This is a genomic window from Rufibacter sp. JT3400010, assembly GCF_054956755.1.
The window spans coordinates 328,711-344,885 of the sequence record NZ_JBUDXA010000001.1 but is presented as its reverse complement, the minus strand read 5'-3'; the positions used below and the strand labels follow the sequence as shown (position 1 = coordinate 344,885).

Below are 16,175 nucleotides of genomic sequence, written 5' to 3'. Positions count from 1 at the left end.
TTGCCTCTTTTGCGTTAGGGGTATTTGCTTTTAGGGAAGTTTCCAGAAAAACAGGCTGAAATCATCACCCTCCCTCAACCCAAAACGGAACTTACGCTACGTTTACTCAACGGTAACTTGATCTCCTTCAAAGGTAAGGGGCACCGCCAGAACGGCCCTGAACTCCTTATACCCGGCTTTCCCCGGAAAGTAGGCATGAAGCACCAGGAGGGGTTTTCCGTCTGGTCCGGTCACCACCGAAGGATGCCCCGGAGCCCACCAATCTTTGGTGGACTGAAGAATGGGCGTGGCGATTTTCTGGTACGGACCTAACAGGTTATCAGCATACGCAACTCCAATGCCGTACTGTTCCGTGGAGAAATCATTGGCCGCATAAAACAGGTAAAATTTGTCTTTCTGTTTGGTGACCCACATGCCTTCCACCAGGTGCGCTTCCCAGGCTAAGTCGTTTTCCAGCACCTGGGTTCTTTCACCTACCAAAGCGGTGCCGTCCGGCGTCATCTGTTGGGCGAACAGGGGCGTTTTCATGTATTTCTGCACCGCCCGTATCTCCTGTCGCAGCGCCTCGGGCTGTTCTGTTGCCAGGTCGGTCAGTTGCGTGTAGAAATCCAGGTACCGGGCAATGATGGATTCAATGAGCACCTGAATGACCAGAAAGCGCTCCATGGGTTCCAGCTCTTTCGCCCACGGCCAAATGGTTAAGATAAAAGAAGCGGTGATTTGGTCTTCTTTTTCGGGAAACAAAGGCGAAACGTAGGCCGGGTTTTGATAAAGCAGGTCCAAGAGAAGCCGGGGCCAGACATCGTTGTTATCCTCTTTCCAGAACAGGTAAGAGTCTCCGTTTTCCGCCACATACAGGTGAGGGTCAATGACATTTCCGCTTAGAATAGGCTCTTCCTGGGCCAGAAAAGGCCCTTCGGGCGAAGAAGATTTCGCCATGCCGATGCACAACTCACGGGTGGTTTTGTCCCGGGCCACAAAGTAAACCCTGAACTCCTGACCTACCCGGTGCATTTCGGGAGCCCAGTAATCACTGATGCTTTCTCCGTCAATGGCCCACGCTGGTTTCTGCCCCCGGGGAAAAATGAAGTTCACAAATTCCCAATCCTTCAGGTTTTTAGACCGAAGGATGGGGAAAGAATCTGGGGCGTCATTGGAGGTGGCGAGCAGGTAATACTGGGTTTCCGCGCCAGCGGATGCTTCCTCCACCCTGAGAATAGCCGGATCTCCGTAGCCGTATAGAATGTCTGGAGTCAGGTTGTAGATGAGCAGTTCCTGGTACGGAAATTCAGAGGTAGGCCGTTCGGCCGCCCTTTTGTTCTGTGGCTGCCGAAGCCCAAAGTCAGTAGCCAAGGCTCCAAAAAGCGTGAGATAGGCGGTGTGCGCCCTTTCTTCCAGTTCATACTTACGGGTATGTTCTCGCTCTGCGGTGGCAGCAGTACCAGTGACTTCAAAGAGGAAGTTGGTTACCTGTTTATCCTGTATTTCCCGCAAAAGAACCTTAAAACGGCAAGGGGCATCCGGCGGGGTTTCCAACGGGTGTTCGGTTATACGAGATGGTCCCTTCTCCTGCATCTGAATTTCAGTTTCGGCTAGATGAATCTACTGCTGCTTTTTCTGCTTGCGCTTTCTGTTTTCCTCGTGCATGCGCTGGCGCACGCCATCGTCTACGCCTCTGCCGGTCTGCATGGGTTCAAAGGCCGAGCCGGACGTGTTGGGGGCGGGTGCGGCGTTCCGCATCTGCGATTTATGAATCACATTGCCCGACAGCCATTCGGTGAAACGGGGGAAATACCGGTGCGAAACCCAGGCGCCTTTTGCTTTCCAGCCCACGGGTTTTTCGTGACGTCCGCGCAGAGAGGCGCGAATGGTGGCATTCACTACCTTGCTGGGCGGGTCCATGATGGCCATGCGGGCGGTTTTGCCGGAGTAATTAGCCGCATGTCCCCAGAAAGGCGTATCTACCGCCCAAGGCTCAACCGTCACCACCCGTATGTTTTTCTTTAGTCCGCTGAGGCGGAGTTCCTGGTTGATGGCTTGTCCCAGGTTCAGGATTCCGCCTTTGGTGGCAGCGTATGAAGCATGATAAGCCAGCGGATTCACACTCTCTACTGAACCCATGTTGATGAGCGTACCGTAGCCCTGCGCCTTGAATTGATTGATGGCGGCGTGGCTTCCGTAGATAAACCCTTTCAGGTTGATATCTACGATGCGGGCCTGGTCTTCAATGGGAATCTCCCAGAAACGGCCAATGGCACCCACGCCCGCCATATTGATCCAGACGTCAATCTTGCCGAATTGCTGCAACGTGGCCTGGGTTAACCGCTGCACATCTTCGGGTTTGCTGATGTCCATGGGTACCACCAAGGCCGTTCCGCCAGTCGCCCGTATCTTGGTGGCAATTTCCTCCAGTAACTCCCCCCGGCGGGCCGCCAACACCACGTTGGCCTTGTAAGCGCCCAATTGCTCGGCCACGCCGCGTCCGAAACCGCTGGAAGCGCCCACAATCACGAAGGTCTTACCTGCCACTTTTTTCTGTCCGCTGGAACCCAGCTCAGACGTAGCGCAGCCGCCCAGCCAAAAGGCAAGCAGCACCAACAGCAAACCAGTATATCTAGGAAAAGACCGAGCTTTGCTCACCCGTTTACCCGATGTGATTGGCATAATTGCCCGAACCGCCAGAGGCGTTTTCACCGGCTTAGCTGTTTCTTTCCGCAGTGGTGATTGAGGGCTGTTTTTAAGAAGGTACGAGGGTTCTAATAAGGAAAAATGGGGTAAAAGTCTCATGTGCATAGCCAGGTAAAAATTGGTGTAGAAGCCCTAAGAGCCTTTATTACATTCCTTACCTTCACGAAATTATGCGTAAGAAGTTATACGTATTCTATACCGTACATATTCATACACCCTTCTGCCCAGGAAACTATCACAACCGTTTTGCAGCTGTTTTTGGGAAACCGGCTTTGAAACGGCTTCCACCAGTTAGCCACAAATTCCAAAGTAAGACTTGGATTGACTTCCATTTTTATCTTGCTGGATTATTGGCCTCTTTGGAAAAATCAGCCTTAAAAAGGTGCACTCACTCTAATGCCTGATGACTACTTTACGGGTATTGGATCTGCCTTTCACATCTGTGATTTTCAAGAAGTACGTGCCGGAAGTAAGGGAGGCAGTAGGCAGTTTAAGGCTTTTGGAAAAAGTGGCTTTACGCACCATTGTTCCTACGCTGCTGCTCAGTTCCAGAGAAAGCTGGCCGGGCAAAGTGGTTTCCAGCACCAGGTACACGTTGGCCGGATTAGGATAGACGTTCACTTTTCCGGCCTCCAGTTCTCCTTTACTCCCCGTTACTCCGCCGGTGTACACCGAGTTCTCATAGACTTTGGCGGTATCTTGGTTCGAAATAAAGATGTTGTCAAACCAAAGTTTGGTTTGGCCCAGGTTTCCGTGTTCGGCGGTAATTTCCAAGCGGTCAATGCTGGACCAGTCAAATTTCCCTTCTGGGGTATGCCAAGCGTTGTTGTCCCAGGAACCTTGTTCGGTGAAGCTGCTTAAAGGCAACCGCACGTGGTGCCAGCGGCCATCAAACGGTACTTGCTGGGCACTCAAAGTCACCACCGCGCGCCACGGGTGGTCTGTAGGGTCTGTGGTTTTGGTGTCCAGAAAACGGATGTCCACGCTGGTGGCGGGGGCGGTGCCCCTGAACAGGAAATCAAGCGCGTAGCCTTCCTGTTTTAGGAATGATAAATCCTGATCGGGCTGGAAGTCAAACCCGATGCTGCTGTACCGTTCGGCGTTGGCCCAGGCCAGGCTGTAGCGCCCATTGTTCGGCTTCTGATCGGCGTAAAAATCCAGTGGACCGGTGCCGTAGCTGGCGTTCCGGATGTCTTTTCCCAGAAAATCGGTGTAAACGGCGAAGCCACTTTTTCTGGGCTGCTTCACATACGGCGACTGCGGCGGCACGGTAAAGCCTAGCGCCTGCAGCACCGGTACGTTCAAGTCATGCTGGAACAGATCAGAGCCACCCCGGTTAAACAGCCCGAAATCTCCGTGGTAGTCCCAACTAGTCCAGGCAATGCCTTTTTCCTCCAGGTAGCGGCGCACGGTGTCATACCAGAACACGCGGTCAGCGGGGCGGCTGTTGGGCATGAACACCCCGAATTCGCCGCAGAAAACCGGCACATTACGCGACTGCTTAAAAGCGGCGGCCATGTCCAGGAGCTGTTTCACTTTAGCCACGGTGCCTTCCTGCGCGTAGTTGTTATAGGCCCCTTCCATCCAGGAGCCTCGCAAACTGTTGGGCAACGTGGGCATGTCTTGCGCACGGTAAGGAAAAGGCATGTTGGCCAGCGGTGCCAGCGAAGGTTCTACCCAGGTGGCACCCTGGTGGGTGAACAGAAAAGGATCGTAGAAATGGAATGTGTAGATCAGTTTGTTGTCTGAGTAAACCGGCATCTGGGCCAGGTTCTGGTAGCTGTTGAAATTGGTAGCGCCCACAATCAAGGTGTGGCGGGTGTCCTGCCGACGGATAGCCTGAATGATGCGCCCCTGAATGGCATTCCACTGGGTATCAGAAATGCCGTGTGGCTCGTTCAGAAGCTCATAGTACAGGCGGTCTGAACGGTCTTTGTAATGTTGTGCCATTTGCGTCCAGACCTTCTCTAGAATGCCTTCCACCTGTGGCTGGGTATTGGCAATGGGATCAAAGGAGTGGTTATCCAGAATGAGGTGCAGGTTCAGGTCCTCGGCCCAGGTGACGGTTTCATCCAGAAAGGAGAGAAACAGCGGGTCCAGGGTGTAGGCAGGGGCGCCCTTGGTCATGGCATGCAAGTTGATGGGCAACCGGATCACCTCTACGCCCAGGCTCTTGATCTGTTCAAAATCCTGCCGGGTGTAGCGCGAAAACTGAATCTCGCGGGCGCTGTTCGCCTGAAACCAATTGGTTAGATTCACGCCTTTTTGGAAGGGTGCTTCCTGGGCAAAACAGGGAAAAGAGCCAAGAAACGGGAGCAGAAAGCAGAAGGAGAGAAGCCTGTTTATGATATTCCTTAGATTTCCGGATGTTACTTTCATAGCTTGGGTTTTACCTGAGTTTTTACAAAAGTGAACTGAAAACCAGCACTCTTGCTTACGCTTAAATATAAACGTTTTCAGCTGATTAGGAACCATGATGCCTCTTTCTCTGGCAGTCTACTTTATGAAGTAGTCTCAGAAAGCGAGACTAGTTTCTCTTCCAGTTCTTGGGCCGCCAGGGCACAGACAGTTTCAATTTTGGAGAACATAGTGTACAACATGGATAAGGTTTCGTCGCTCGTTTCTTCCTCGTTTTCATTTGAAAGTTGATTTGCAGCCAGGGCTTGAATGGCCTTTGCCATGTCTTCAAATTCTGGATTGATGCCCATGGTGGCGAAAGTGGGGATGATGGAGTGGGTCGCAAGTTTCAAGGTAGCCCATTCTTTTTCGTCTATAGACTTTTTCATGGTCTGCACCAAAGCTGGAATCTCCTGTAGGTAGAGGTGAATCATCTGGGCTAAGCGGGCATCACTCTTGGTGATTCTTTTCAGGTAATCGAAATTGACACAGGTCAGGGGTTTGGTTTGCAGATCTTCTATTTCATGCACCACGGCTTTTTTGTCATAGCCGGTATCTTTTAAAAACTTGATGATTTTACTGTAGAGCAGTTTGTCATCAATGGGTTTAGAAATGTAGTCATTCATGCCCACGGCTTTGCATTTCTCTACGTCTACGGTGGTCACATCAGCGGTGAGGGCAATGATGGGTACGGGCAGCTTTAGTTCGTTCCGGATGTAAGAGGTGGCCTCAAACCCGTTCATAACAGGCATTTGCAGATCCATCAGAATGATGTCATAGGTGGTATTCTTTAGCTTTTCAATGGCGATTTCCCCGTTTCCGGCCACTTCCATCTCAAAGCCGAAGTCCTCCAAAAGGGTTTTCATTAACAGTTGGTTCAAGGCAATGTCTTCCACCACCAGAATCTTCACATCTTTGAAACCAGCTTCCAGTTCTATGTTCAGCCCTAAATCCGTGTCGGCTTTCTCCTGCGTTTTGTCGAAGCTGAGGATAAAACTGAAGGTAGAGCCTTCCCCTAATTTGCTTTTCACTGATACGGTACCGCCTTGCGGTTCTACCAGATTCTTGACAATGGCCAATCCCAAACCTGTTCCCCCGTACAAACGGGACGTGCCGCTGGTGGCTTGCTGAAAATTATCAAACACGGTGTCCAACTTGGAGGCCTCAATCCCGATGCCGGTATCTGTTACGGAGAACTCCAGAATCACTTTTTCAGGGTCTTGCACCAGCATCCGGACGCCTACGGTAATTTTACCTTCGGTAGTGAACTTGACGGCATTGCTGACCAGGTTCAAAATAATTTGATGCAACCGCACGGGGTCACCCATCACTACGTCAGGAATTTTGGAATCGTATTCCATCACCAGCTCCAGATTGCGTTCCTGTATTTTGGCCTCAAACAGATGCACCATGGAAAAAATGGAAGCAGATAATTGAAACGGAATTTTCTCAAATGTCATCTTACCGGCGTCTACCTTCGCCAAATCAAGAATGTCATTGATGAGCACAATGAGGGCATCGCCGCTTAGTTTAATGGCCGTAAGATATTCGCGTTGTTTTTCGGTCAGTTCCGTTTTCAAAACTACCTTGGTAAACCCGATGATAGCGTTCATAGGTGTCCTTATCTCGTGGCTCATGTTGCTCAGGAACTGCTGTTTCGCTTTCATGGCGTCTTCGGCAATCTGAGTGGCACTTTCAGCTTTTGCCTGGGCTTCCTCGGCCTGTACCGTGGCAAGTTCTGCCGCTATTTTGGCTTCGTTCAGTTCGGTGGCAATCCGTTTCTGGTCGGTCACGTCACGGGCCACAATCACCACGCCCAACACGTCGCCCTGATCGTTCTTGTACACAGACCCATTGAAGAGCACATCGGTCAGTTTACCATCTTTGTGCCGAAGGGTGAGCGGAGAATCAGAGACGGCGCCTTTGGCAAACACTTCCTGGTACACTTCGCGGGCCATCTGAGGCTCCGTGAAATAAGTAAAGAAGTCAGAATCCAGAAGTTGCTCCCGTTCCATACCGGTAATCTTCATGGTGGCCTGGTTCATGTCGGTGATTTTCCCTTCAGGGCTGATGGTAACCAAAGGGTCGCGGCTGGCTTCAATGAGACTGCGGGCGTAATTGGCGTTCCGGAGCTCGGCCTCCCGTTTTACTTTCTCATCGTTCTGAAAAGCTAGTTCTTTGTTTGCAATGACTAATTCTGCGGCGCGTTTTTCCTTTTCATCGTTCTGGAAAGCAAGTTCAATATTGGCGATACTGAGTTCGGCAGCCCGCTTTTCTTTCTCGTCGTTCTGAAAAGCCAGTTCCTCATTGGCAACGCTTAACTCCTGCGCCCTTTTCTCTTTTTCATGGTTTTGAAAAGCGAGTTCTTCATTGGCGATGCTCAGTTCCTGCGCCCGTTTTTCCTTTTCGTGGTTCTGGAATGCTAATTCAGTGTTTGCGACGCTGAGTTCCTGAGCCCTTTTCTCTTTTTCGTCGTTTTGGAACGCCAATTCCTTGTTAGCGACACTTAACTCTTGGGCCCGCTTTTCTTTCTCGTCGTTCTGAAAAGCCAATTCTTCATTGGCAACGCTTAACTCCTGCGCCCGTTTTTCTTTCTCGTCGTTCTGGAACGCGAGTTCCTCATTGGCGATGCTCAGTTCATTGGCCCGCTTTTCTTTCTCATTGTGCTGAAAGGCAAGTTCTTTATTAGCGATACCTAATTCAGTCGCCCACTTTTTCTCAGCAATTTCCCGGGCCACTATGACAGCGCCTAAATATTTACTGTGGTCATCTTTATAGATATACCCGTCAAACAACACGTCTGTGTGGGTACCATTGATGTGGAGGAGGGTAAACGGGACATTGGTCACTGATTCGTGTTCCAGTACCTCTTCGAAAACTTCCCGCACCAGATCAGGCTCCGTGAAATAGTTGAAGAAGTCAGATCCAATTAAGGTTTCGCGGTTTACTCCGGTAATTTTCACCGCAGCCTCATTGGTATCTATGATGTTGCCTTGCAGGTTCACCGTCACCAGTAAATCCTGGCTGGCTTCAATTAATCTCCGGTATCTTTTTTCGCTTTCCTTCATGGGTGTTGCTGTGACTAGACTTTATTCCCTTTCAGGAGTAAAGCATTGTTTTCTAGAAACCGGTTATTGATGTTAGTTGAATCGAAGCCTTCTAAACTCACTCATTGCCAAGGGCAAATTATATAGTTAAATATTTGGGATTGATTTTAGCACATCTTACCGGAATGCATGTAAGGTACTCTTTTTACTGTTGTAAGAAAAATTCAATTTCAGTTAAAGGATTGCTTCTTGAGATTGTGGTATATGCTTCAAGCAAGAATACACAAAGAGATTGCCTAAACCCAAAGACAGTAAGTAGAATTCTTAATAATGAGTTCTAAGGCCGTTGCTCTATCTTTAAGCCCTTTCTTGTTTATACACAAATATGTGACCTTGTAGAGGGTTAATGCTTGCTGGATGCTAATTGAATGAAATGAACCTGTTTTGTAAATCCAAAAGTTTAGGGAGACCTGCCTACATTGTAGGTATTCTCAACATAGCCGTCAGACTTAGGATAGGCAAGCCCATTTCCCTTGCACAAGTACCTCGTTATAGTGTAACAAGTCTACATTGCCGGAAAACCGTAGCGATGTTACACAGTAACGAGGTACACACTCCTTTTTAGCCCTTGCTACGTTTTTTCACCAGCAAGTGGAAAGGCGCCTTCGTTTGGAAATTAATGAGGAGGGATAATCAAATCATATCTTGTTTCATCCTGAGCACAGCCGAATGATCTAACGAAGCTTATAGCAAAAGCAGTTACCGTTCTCCATCAAGATCCCTTCAGGACGACAAAATAGATGTTTACATTAAACTTGCTACTTACTACTCCTTATTTCTTTAACTTTTCATATAGCAGAAAATGCTGAATAGGCAGGAAGTTTTCGCGCCGGTACAGGGTAAAGCCATTCGCCCGGAGTTCTTTGTTTACTTGCGCCACACTCATTCTATGCAGCTCTTTGATGGGAACAGAAGGGTCTTCGGCCCGGTATTCTAGCAACAGGAGTTTGCCGGTGGGTTTCAGGGCTTTATGTAGCGCCTGCAGCATTTCGCGCGGATATTCCAGTTCGTGGTACACGTCTACCATCAAGGCCAGATCAATTGAAGCCGCCGGAAGGTTAGGCGATTGGGCACTTCCCTGCACTACGGTTACATTGGTAAAACCCAGTTCCTGCGTACGCTTCTGTAACGCCGAAACGAACGCCTCCTGCACCTCTACGGCATACACCTGCGCCTGCGGAACCTTGGGTGCTATCCGGAAGGTGTAGTATCCCGTTCCGGCCCCAATGTCAGCGACTACACTGGTTGGTTGAAGGTCTAGATGCGCAATGGCTTCATTGACGTTCTCTTCCTGCTGCCGGGTGTCACGCTCCAGCCACTCACCTCCAGATGCCGACATTACGTGCGCTATTTCGCGGCCCAAGTACACCTTGCCGGTGCCGTCTGGGTGCGGAGTTTTGGTCGTATATCCCGAGGCGCCGGTTTGCTGGCTTTTCACCGGCTGTGACTCACAGGCTACCAACAACAACAGGCACCCGAGAAGACGGATGAAGGGAGGAATGCAACGTAGCAAGTTCTTTTTCATGGGAGTTCAGGCAGGTGTAGGTAGTAAACCCTGTATACGTAGGTTTGTTTGCGATGCGCTTTCCAGAGCAATTGACATCGGCCTTCTTTCGCCGCTCTGGCCCTCTTTCAAGTTAGTTACCTGTTGCAAGATCTGCGTTTCGCATCCTTCGCTCCAGACAACACCACCCTGCCAAATGGGTTTAACCGAATCCGAATCCCGTAGCTTACCTTTGCCATCCGTTCACATCAGTTCTTCGGACGCAACCGCTTCAGTCATCCATGAAATCCCTTTTATCTTCTCTCCAGCATTTTGTGGTACAGAAAGCCAGGCTGTCTAACAAAGAAGCAGTGCAGGCCATTGTCTCGGGGCGGGTATTGGTAAACGGACAAAAAGGCCAACTGCAGCAGATGCTCTCCGCTAAAGACGAGGTACAACTAGACGGACAAGTACTCAAAGCACCCCAACTGTTCACCTACCTAGCCTATTATAAACCCCGAGGCGTGGAATCTACCCTCAACCCCGCTGTTGAGAACAACCTGGCGCAGGCGCTCAACCTGAACCTGCGGTTGTTCCCCGTAGGGCGGCTGGACAAAGAATCAGAAGGGCTCCTGCTGCTCACCAACGACGGTGCCCTCTACAACCGCATCAGCCACGCAGAAAACCACCAGGAAAAAGAATACAAGGTCACCGTAGACAAGACCTTAACGCCCGAAGCCTTGGAGCAAATGGCCTCCGGCGTAGTGATCATGGGCCAAAAGACCCGGCCTGCCCAGGTACAGCAGATAGGAGAAAAGACATTTTCCATTGTGCTCACGCAAGGCCTCAACCGCCAGATTCGGCGCATGTGCTATAAATTGGGGTATACCGTGGAGCAGTTGGTACGGGTACGGATGGTGACTATTGAAGTAGGGGATCTACAGCCAGGAGAGTGGCGGGAGCTGAACGATAAAGACATACAGAAAATACTGCAAAACATTTAACACGCTCCAAGCAAAGTACGGACAGGTCGCGACCTGTCCCTTACGCATTCCTGATCCCCACGCATTCCCAATAATCTCCCGTACTCGCTTCCACGTATGAAGCTATCATGCGCCCAGACCGAAAACGGAACCGACTTCTCGGCTTTGACTACAGCCAAGATGCCCTTTACTTTGTCACTTCCTGTGTGAAGGACATGACCTGTGTCTTTGGCGAAGTAGTTCATGGAGAGATGCACCTGAATGTATATGGGCAGATAGCCGAGCGGCAATGGTGCTGGCTGGTAGAACAACATCCGTATCTGAACTCACATGCGTTTGTGGTAATGCCCAATCACATTCATGGGATATTAGAGATTTGTAGAGAGGAGCTGGATTACGTTGATCAGGAAGGCGTGCCGAATCAGGAATACGGAATAGATCAGAAATGCGTGGGGACAGGTCGCGACCTGTCCGTACTACGATATGGGAAGAAGAAAATAAAATTTCTTTCAGAGATCATGGGTGCTTACAAGACTTCTACCTCCAAGCAAATCAGATTGGCAGGTCTTTCTGATTTCGCTTGGCACCGGTCTTTTCATGACCATATCGTCAGAAACGCCAAATCATTTCAAAATATCAAAGACTATATAGAAAATAACCCAGCCAACTGGCAGCAAGACGTTTTCAAAAGATAATACAGTTCCCGTAGGGACAGGTCGCGACCTGTCCTTCCACGCATTCCTGATCAATCCGCATTGCTGTCCCCGCGCATTCCTGATCAATCCGCATTGCTGTCCTTCCGCGCATTCCTGCTTATAAAAAGATCAGCAGAAGAAAAGATCTGCGGAAGAGGGGCATGCGCACTAGGACAGGTCGTGACCTGTCCGTACTTTTTTTCTTTTTACGCCACCCAAATCTTATAGCGTTCCTCTGCCTGCTCCAGAATTTCATCCAGGATTTCCTGCAAGTCTTCTTGGACCTTAAACCGTAAAACTTTTTTCACGGCTAGTTGCAACTGGGCTTTGGTGTCGTCTTTTTTGTACCAGTCTGGTTGGGAGGCGCTTTTCTTGACCTCGGCCAGAATCTTTTTCACCAGCTCTTTGATGAGGTCAACCTCCTGCACGGCATTGGGGTGGTTGGCCAGGATCTGGTAGAAGGCTTCCTCTTCCTCGGTGAGGCCCAGTTGCTGGCGGATCTGGTCTTCTTCCTGCATCTGCTTGGCCACTTTGCGCAGTTTTTCCATGGCCACTAAGCTGTCGAAGAAGTGGGCGTGGTAGTCGGCTATGATCTTTTCTACTTCTTCTTTGAGCTTGCGGTACTTGATCAGGTTCTTGGTGGATCGGACTTTGATCTCATCATTCATGATCTGGCGCAGGAGCTCCAGTTTGAGCTCGTTGCCGGTCTTCTGTGCTTTGGCGGTGGCCAGGAAGGCATCGTTGATGATGGAGATGTCAAAGCGTTCTATGCCGGCCATCTGGAAAACGTCTACCACGTCTTCAGATTCAATGCTGCGGTGGATGAGGTTTTTGATTTGCTCCTGGCTTTTCTTAATGTTAGTGGTAGGGTATTTCACCTTGCGCACCGCCGCGCCCACGTGCTGGAAGAAGAGAATATCTACCGCAATGGAATTGATGGCGGCATGATTCTTCACGATGGAGGCGAGGCTGCTGAGTTTCTTCTCGTTCAGCATGAATCTCTTGCAGCGTTCATCATCAGAGACCAGGTAGTTAGTCGCCAGCGCCACCAGTTTGAATTTCTCCGGCGGGGTTAACGCCAGCCAGTTGTGGTATAGATACCTTTTAGAAGAGGTTCTCTGGTTTTCAGATATGGTAGAACACTCGCTCGCGTCCCGCGAGTGTGGGATACGTTGGGCCTCTGGCCCCTGTAAAGGTGTATCTGATTCTGTAGGCACGTGGCCAGAGGCCGCCCGTACCTCACACTCGCGGGACGCGAGCGAGTGTATTGGTTGGAAGCTTTCGGGCAGTTGCTCCCGCAGCTGTTCAATGATTTCTTGGGTGAGGGAGAAGGCTTCTTCAATGTCAAAAGCCACGGCGCCTGAACCACCGGCACCCGTGTACTTCTTGGTGGCATCGCGAAGGCGGTCACCAATGCCGATGTAGTCTACAATGAGGCCGCTGGGTTTGTCACGGAAGACGGTGGCGACGCGGTTCACGGCCTGGATGAGGTTATGGCCGGTCATCACTTTGTCTACGTAGAGCGTGTGCATGGCCGGGTTATCAAAGCCGGTGAGCCACATGTCCCGCACAATCACCAGTTTTAACTCATCATCCGGGTTTTTGAAGCGGGTCTTAACAGCTTCCATGGCTTCCTTGGTGCGCACGTGCGGGTTCCAGGCAACGGGGTCTTTGGCGATGTTGGTGGTCATGATGACGGCTACCTCGGGGCAGCCGGGCAGCGCGGTGAGGGCGTCATAGAGCTTTACGCAGTTGCGGCGGCTCATGCAGACTATCATGGCCTTGCCGCTCAAACTGGCGTTGCGGCCGGTGTAATGCTGCAGAATGTCTTTGGCAATGGCGGCCACGCGCTCCTGAGAACCGGCGGCGTCTTCCATGGCGGCCCATAGAATCTTGTTCTTGTCGTTTTCTTCCAGCCCGCCGGTGATTTCCTCGGCTTCTTCCTCTAGTTGGGCGTTGCCCAGGTGTAGCTTGGCCAGGCGCGGCTCGTAGTAAATGGGCACCACGGCTTTGTCTTCAGTGGCCTGCTTTATGTCATAGGTATGGATGATGTCACCGAACACGGCCACGGTGTCTGCGTCTTTGCTGTCTACGGGTGTGCCGGTGAAGCCAATGAAACTCGCCTGCGGAAGGGCGCGGCGCAGGTTGTTGGCGTAGCCCTGCACCAGGCCGTATTGGGTGCGGTGGCACTCATCGGCAATCACAATGATGTTGTCTCGGGAACTCAGGACGGGGTGCTCCAGCTCGCGGCCGGTGGCGGTGTCTTTGAGGTTGAACTTCTGCACGGTGCTGAACACCACGCCGCCGCCCTCGCCGCTGAGCAAGGTACGCAGCTCATCGGTGGTGTTAGCGATGCTCACGTCACCGACCAGGTCTTTGGCGGCCACAAAATCCTCGAAAAGCTGGCGGTTCAGGTCAAAGCGGTCTACCTGCACCACAATGGTGGGGTTCCGGAGCTGGGGCAACTGGCGCAGGATGCCGGTGTAAATGGCCATGGTGATGCTCTTGCCCGAGCGGGTGGTGTGCCAGATGACTCCAATGCGGCCATCGCCGAAGGGGCGCACGTGCTGGAGGGTTTCCTGCAGGGCGTACTGTATGCCGTAGAACTGGTGGTACTTGGCGCCTTTCTTAATGAGCTCGCCTTTGTCCAGCTCATGGAAGATGTAGTGGCGCACGTATTGGAGCAGGCGCTGGGGCGCCAGCAGGCCTTTGATGAGGGTTTCCAGCGCGAAGCCGTTGTCTACCACCTCGCGGCCGTCTATGCTTTTCCAGGCGGCGTACCACTCCAGGCCGCTGCTGAACATGCCGTGCAGGGTGGTATGGCCGTCAGAGACCACGGTGAGGGCGTTGTACTCAAAGACCGCCGGAATGTCCAGGGTGTAGTGCTGCACCTGGTTGAAGGCGGCCTCTACGGTGGCATCCTGGTTGAACAGATTCTTGAACTCAAAGAGCACCAGCGGCAGGCCGTTCACAAAAATGATAAGGTCTGGGCGGCGTTTGCCTTTGCCCACAATGGTGAACTGGTTGACTACCCTGAAGTCATTGTTCTTTAGGGTGTCATAGTCAACGGGGTAGAAGTGGCCGAACTGGGGTTTGCCGTGCTCGTCTTTCCAGGTTTTGCTGATGCCTTTGCTGAGCTTGAGGTGGAAGGCGTGGTTGCGCTGGGGCAGGTCTGTGCCTTTATTGAAAAGGAACTCCTGCTTCAGCTCGGCCAGCACCTTGTCTGGCACCTGCGGGTAGCGGCGCTGCAGGTAGGCGGCAAACGCGTCTTCCAGCACCACTTTGCTTTGGTCGCGCTTTATCTCGGCGCCGTGTTGGTAGGTGTAGGGCGCCTGCTCCAGCAGCCAGGCAATGGCCGCCTCCTCTATGTCACTCTCAGCTAAGTACTGGCTCATGCAGGGCTTCCGGTTGGGTTTGCATTACATCAATCTCTCCTGACATGAGTTTGGGAAGGAGGGTGTCGCGGAGGGTGGTAAGCGTTTTTATTTCTGCTGAATTTGCTTTAATCTTGGCAAATAGATTCTTTACATTATTAGTATAGTTTGTCATTATTACCTGATTAGGCAAAAGCATTGGCATTTCTTTGATTGTTTTAGAATTTACAGCCGTAGCGATTGAGGATGTATTACCCAAAGAATCATATTTAAATTCTTTCAAATACATAAATATGAATTCAGGAGGCAAGTAAGTATTGGACTTAGGTATAAAGTGTGCAATAGCTTCATTGGATAACATTCTATCAGTTGTTATCGCAACACGACCAACTGTTAATTTAAAGCTTAATACAACAGTATTCCTAGGAATAATTGGAACGTTAAATTTCTTAACAGCATTTTCTGTTAGATACTCAGATGTATCTGAAATATAAACTCCGCAATTACCTAAGTCTTTAATTGACATCCATTTTACATCAGAAGAATCTGTAGTAAACCATTCTTTTTGACCCCTTGGAGGTGTACGACCAATGGTTATGTTGAATAATTCTTGAACTTGAACTTCTTTCCATCCCTCTGGCAGGTTCTCTTCATCAATACCATTCACGAAATACTGCCGGAATAGCGTTTGGGCCATTTGCTCCAGCGTTTGGTTCATGCGGCGGTTCAGCTCTATTTTGTCATCTAGTGCAGATAAGATTTCGGCTATGCGGTTTTGAACTGTTACGTCCTCAGGTACTGAAATTTCAAATTCCTCCAGCATACCTTTTGTTAAGGCATTTCGTGTCGCACCAGTAGAAGCAAGTGATAAGAGTCTATCTTTATTATACTTCGTTAGCAAACTAAACTTCAGAAATTCAGAAGAAAGTTTTGAATTATCAGCACGAAGTATTGCCACATGTTGGTTTACTCTTGCTGGCAAGTACTCTTTTGGAACTTGGCATACTCTGGCTACAGAGTCACCAGTAATGTTAACTAGAACATCACCTTCCTGTACTTCCACATTAGACAATGCCTTAGCTTGTACTTCATCAATGAAAGCTAAACCTTCTTTAGAAAAAGTAAAGTCAAGTACATTCTGGCTTCTTATTAAAGAAATACCTTTTCCAATGTATGCTGATTTCCCCCCTCTTGGAGTTGCGCCACTGCCTATTTTTTTACAAACATCACTAAGTTTGTATGTTTTCCAACATGTCATGGATTTAATCAAAAATTTTAGAATATGACACTATGTCTAAGAGACTGTGACTCAATTATTAAGACTAAATGTCATGTTCTTCTTCTGAAAAGAAAATTTCACCTATAGATTATCGCAATATAATCTAATAATTAACTAGATACTAGTACACTTTTAGGAAAATGCTAAGATTAAATATGCCTTTATGAAG

At 50.0% G+C, this 16,175-nt stretch carries 9 protein-coding genes; 2 read left to right on the top strand and 7 right to left on the bottom strand.

The window, feature by feature from the left end:
• Nucleotides 1-102: 102 nt before the first annotated feature.
• The 5 genes from ACY0JR_RS01370 to ACY0JR_RS01350 all read right to left on the bottom strand — a co-directional run bounded on the left by ACY0JR_RS01370 (nucleotide 103) and on the right by ACY0JR_RS01350 (nucleotide 9,717).
• On the bottom strand, nucleotides 103-1,575 hold the full coding sequence (locus tag ACY0JR_RS01370) for a glycoside hydrolase family 43 protein (RefSeq protein ID WP_462632007.1): 1,473 nt from the start codon (nucleotides 1,573-1,575) through the stop codon (nucleotides 103-105).
• A gap of 27 nt (nucleotides 1,576-1,602) precedes the next feature.
• Nucleotides 1,603-2,664, bottom strand: coding sequence for an SDR family NAD(P)-dependent oxidoreductase (locus ACY0JR_RS01365; RefSeq protein ID WP_462632005.1), 1,062 nt, complete (start codon nucleotides 2,662-2,664; stop codon nucleotides 1,603-1,605).
• Nucleotides 2,665-3,081: 417 nt separating this feature from the next.
• The gene (locus tag ACY0JR_RS01360; protein ID WP_462632004.1) at nucleotides 3,082-4,947 is read right to left on the bottom strand and encodes a cellulase family glycosylhydrolase; all 1,866 of its coding nucleotides are present in this window, start codon (nucleotides 4,945-4,947) and stop codon (nucleotides 3,082-3,084) included.
• 242 nt (nucleotides 4,948-5,189) lie between these two features.
• Nucleotides 5,190-8,153 carry a hybrid sensor histidine kinase/response regulator gene (locus ACY0JR_RS01355; RefSeq protein WP_462632002.1) on the bottom strand — a complete coding sequence of 988 codons (2,964 nt, stop codon included), beginning with the start codon at nucleotides 8,151-8,153 and terminating at the stop codon, nucleotides 5,190-5,192.
• A gap of 811 nt (nucleotides 8,154-8,964) precedes the next feature.
• Nucleotides 8,965-9,717, bottom strand: a complete 753-nt coding sequence (locus ACY0JR_RS01350; RefSeq protein WP_462632001.1) for a class I SAM-dependent methyltransferase — start codon at nucleotides 9,715-9,717, stop codon at nucleotides 8,965-8,967.
• Nucleotides 9,718-9,977: 260 nt separating this feature from the next.
• Between ACY0JR_RS01350 and ACY0JR_RS01345 the strand changes: the two genes are divergently transcribed.
• Nucleotides 9,978-10,679 (top strand): pseudouridine synthase, encoded by a 702-nt coding sequence (locus tag ACY0JR_RS01345; protein WP_462632000.1) that lies wholly within the window; start codon nucleotides 9,978-9,980, stop codon nucleotides 10,677-10,679.
• 107 nt (nucleotides 10,680-10,786) lie between these two features.
• The gene (locus ACY0JR_RS01340; RefSeq protein WP_462631999.1) at nucleotides 10,787-11,353 is read left to right on the top strand and encodes a transposase; all 567 of its coding nucleotides are present in this window, start codon (nucleotides 10,787-10,789) and stop codon (nucleotides 11,351-11,353) included.
• 206 nt (nucleotides 11,354-11,559) lie between these two features.
• Here ACY0JR_RS01340 and ACY0JR_RS01335 read toward each other — a convergent pair whose 3' ends face one another.
• Nucleotides 11,560-14,748 (bottom strand): type I restriction endonuclease subunit R, encoded by a 3,189-nt coding sequence (locus ACY0JR_RS01335; protein WP_462631998.1) that lies wholly within the window; start codon nucleotides 14,746-14,748, stop codon nucleotides 11,560-11,562.
• On the bottom strand, nucleotides 14,729-15,985 hold the full coding sequence (locus ACY0JR_RS01330; protein ID WP_462631997.1) for a restriction endonuclease subunit S: 1,257 nt from the start codon (nucleotides 15,983-15,985) through the stop codon (nucleotides 14,729-14,731). The genes ACY0JR_RS01335 and ACY0JR_RS01330 overlap by 20 nt, the downstream gene beginning before the upstream one ends.
• Between the last annotated feature and the right edge of the window lie 190 nt (nucleotides 15,986-16,175).

Excerpts from the sequence above, each read along its gene's own strand:
- ACY0JR_RS01370 (WP_462632007.1), bottom strand. The coding sequence starts at position 1,575 with ATGCAGGAGAAGGGACCATCTCGTATAACCGAACACCCGTTGGAAACC.
- ACY0JR_RS01365 (WP_462632005.1), bottom strand. The coding sequence starts at position 2,664 with ATGCCAATCACATCGGGTAAACGGGTGAGCAAAGCTCGGTCTTTTCCT.
- ACY0JR_RS01355 (WP_462632002.1), bottom strand. The coding sequence starts at position 8,153 with ATGAAGGAAAGCGAAAAAAGATACCGGAGATTAATTGAAGCCAGCCAG.
- ACY0JR_RS01350 (WP_462632001.1), bottom strand. The coding sequence starts at position 9,717 with ATGAAAAAGAACTTGCTACGTTGCATTCCTCCCTTCATCCGTCTTCTC.
- ACY0JR_RS01345 (WP_462632000.1), top strand. The coding sequence starts at position 9,978 with ATGAAATCCCTTTTATCTTCTCTCCAGCATTTTGTGGTACAGAAAGCC.
- ACY0JR_RS01340 (WP_462631999.1), top strand. The coding sequence starts at position 10,787 with ATGCGCCCAGACCGAAAACGGAACCGACTTCTCGGCTTTGACTACAGC.
- ACY0JR_RS01335 (WP_462631998.1), bottom strand. The coding sequence starts at position 14,748 with ATGAGCCAGTACTTAGCTGAGAGTGACATAGAGGAGGCGGCCATTGCC.
- ACY0JR_RS01330 (WP_462631997.1), bottom strand. The coding sequence starts at position 15,985 with ATGACATGTTGGAAAACATACAAACTTAGTGATGTTTGTAAAAAAATA.